This window comes from Streptomyces sp. NPDC054840 (genome assembly GCF_053611065.1).
Genome location: NZ_JBSGZP010000823.1, coordinates 1 through 2,850 on the forward strand (window position 1 = coordinate 1; position 2,850 = coordinate 2,850).

Here is a 2,850-nt window from a genome sequence, read left to right on the forward strand (position 1 = left end):
CCCCGGACCCCGCGCCTCAAACGCCGGTGGGGCTGAAGAGCGGGGCTTCGCCCCGTGCCCCGCGCCTCGGACGCCGGCGGGGCTGGGTGGGGCGGCGGGGCTGGAGATCGGGGCCCAGGGGTTTGGCGTGGGACTGCGTGGGTCAGGGGTGGGTGACGCGGAGTTCCTTGATGCCGTTGAGCCAGGCCGCGCGGAGGCGGCGTGGGGGAGCGTCCGTGAGGTGGAGGTTCGGGAGGGTGTCGGCCAGGGCGTTGAAGATCAGGTCGATCTCCATCACCGCCAGCGACTTGCCGAGGCAGAAGTGCGGACCGCCGCCGCCGAAGCCCAGGTGGGGGTTGGGGTCGCGGGTGATGTCGAAGACGTCCGGGTTGGTGAAGACCTCGGGGTCGTGGTTGGCGGAGGAGTAGAACATCCCCACCCGGTCGCCCGCCTTGATCTTCGCGCCGCCCAGTTCGGTGTCCTGGGTGGCGGTGCGCTGGAAGGAGACCACCGGGGTGGCCCAGCGCACGATCTCCTCGGCGGTGGTCGACGGCCGGGTCGCCTTGTAGAGCTCCCACTGCTCGGGGTGGGTCAGGAAGGCGTGCATGCCGTGGCTGATGGCGTTGCGCGTGGTCTCGTTGCCCGCGACCGCCAGCAGCAGGACGAAGAAGCCGAACTCGTCGGAGCCGAGGTTGCCCTGGCCCTCGGCCGCCACCAGCTGGGTGACGATGTCCTTGGCCGGGCATTCCTTGCGCTGGGCCGAGAGGTTCATCGCGTAGCCGATGAGCTCCATCGCCGCGTTGGAGCCGACCTCCTCGGTGATCGCGTACTCCGGGTCGTCGTAGGCGATCATCTTGTTCGACCAGTCGAAGATCTTCGCGCGGTCCTTCTGCGGTACGCCGATCAGTTCGGCGATGGCCTGCAGCGGAAGCTCGCACGCCACCTGCGTGACGAAGTCGAAGCTGCCGTCGGCGGCCGTGGCCGACGCCTCCTCGACGATCTTCCGGGCGCGGTCGCGCAGGGCCTCCTGCAGGCCGCGGATGGCCCGTGGGGTGAAGCCGCGCTGCACGATCTGGCGTACGCGGGTGTGTTCCGGCGGATCCATGTTCAGCATGATCAGGCGCTGGGCATCTATCGCATCACGCGGAATGTGCTCGTTGAAGCGGATGATCGCGGTGTTGGTCGTCGAGGAGAACAGTTCCGGGTGCGTGGAGACGTACTTGACGTCCGCGTGCCGGGTCACGGCCCAATAGCCCTCGTCGTCGAAGCCGGTGACACCGCGCCGCTGCGGGCACCACCACACGGGTGCGGTCTGCCGCAGCTGCGCGAACTCCGGGAAGGGGACGCGGCTCTGGAGCAGGTCTGGGTCGGTGGCGTCGAAGCCTTCGGGCAGTGCGGGGCAGGACATCGGGCAACTCCAAAGTCTGACGGACCATCAGAAGTTGGCTCGAAGGTAGTAACGAGTTCCAGAAGTGACAAGGGTCGTGGCGCCAACTGTTGCGTGTGGAATCCGTGCAGGGCGCGTGCAAGACCCTTGCGTGCCGGGGCCTCAGGTCATAAGACTGCGGAGGGAACTAGAACGCGTACTAGTTCGGGGCGGGGCGCCGGGACGGCCCGCCGTGCTGACGCAGTGCAGGAGAGGACGAGCTCATGGCCGCGGAACCCGTCATTGTCGAAGCCGTACGCACCCCCATCGGTAAGCGCGGGGGCGCTCTCGCCAACCTCCATCCCGCCTACCTGCTCGGTGAGACCTACCGCGAACTGCTGGCCCGTACCGGAATCCAGCCCGACTGCGTCGAGCAGATCGTCGGCGGCACCGTGACGCACGCCGGCGAGCAGTCGATGAACCCGGCCCGCAACGCCTGGCTCGCCATGGGGCTCCCGTACGAGACCGCCGCGACGACGGTGGACTGTCAGTGCGGCAGCTCGCAACAGGCCAACCACATGGTCGCCAACATGATCTCCGGCGGGGTCATGGACATCGGCATCGCCTGCGGCGTCGAGGCCATGAGCCGCGTGCCGCTCGGCTCCGGGTCCAAACACGGCCCGGGAAAACCCTTCCCGGACGAGTGGAACGTCGACCTCCCCAACCAGTTCGAGGCCGCCGAGCGGATCGCCCGCCACCGGGGCCTGTCCCGCGAGGACGTCGACCGGCTCGGGCTCCTCTCCCAGGAGCGGGCCGCCGCGGCGTGGGCCGAGGAGCGGTTCAAGCGCGAGACCTTCGCCGTGCAGGTGCCGACGACCGAGGAGGAGCAGGCCGCCGGACAGGGCATGTGGCGCCTGGTCGACCGGGACGAGGGCCTGCGGGACACGAGCATGGAGGCGCTGGCCCGGCTCAAGCCGGTCATGCCCACCGCCGTGCACACCGCCGGGAACTCCTCGCAGATATCCGACGGCGCCGCCGCCGTCATGTGGGCCTCGCGCAAGATGGCGCGCGCCCTCAAGCTCAAGCCGCGCGCCCGGATCGTCGCCCAGACCCTGGTCGGCGCCGACCCCCACTACCACCTGGACGGGCCGATCGACGCGACGCGGGCCCTGCTCGGCAAGGCCGGGATGTCGCTGCGGGACATCGACCTCGTCGAGATCAACGAGGCCTTCGCCTCCGTGGTCCTGTCCTGGGCGCAGGTCTTCGGCCAGGACCTGGAGAAGGTCAACGTCAACGGCGGGGGCATCGCGCTCGGTCACCCCGTCGGCGCCACCGGCGCCCGGCTGATCACCACCGCGCTGCACGAGCTGGAGCGCCGTGACAAGGAGTTCGCGCTGATCACCATGTGCGCGGGAGGCGCGCTGGCGACCGGCACGATCATCCAGCGCCTGTGAGGCGCCACTGAGACCCGTGGGATGGGATGCGGAAGGCCCCGGTGGCCGGAC

At 69.6% G+C, this 2,850-nt stretch carries 2 protein-coding genes; one reads left to right on the top strand and one right to left on the bottom strand.

Annotated features, from left to right (window positions below):
- Positions 1-142 precede the first annotated feature (142 nt).
- Positions 143-1,387 (bottom strand): cytochrome P450, encoded by a 1,245-nt coding sequence (locus ACWGIU_RS34575; RefSeq protein ID WP_453712062.1) that lies wholly within the window; start codon positions 1,385-1,387, stop codon positions 143-145.
- Between the two features lie 242 nt (positions 1,388-1,629).
- Here ACWGIU_RS34575 and ACWGIU_RS34580 point away from each other — a divergent pair, with 242 nt between their 5' ends.
- Positions 1,630-2,799 carry a steroid 3-ketoacyl-CoA thiolase gene (locus ACWGIU_RS34580; RefSeq protein WP_453712063.1) on the top strand — a complete coding sequence of 390 codons (1,170 nt, stop codon included), beginning with the start codon at positions 1,630-1,632 and terminating at the stop codon, positions 2,797-2,799.
- The last annotated feature ends 51 nt before the right edge of the window (positions 2,800-2,850 follow it).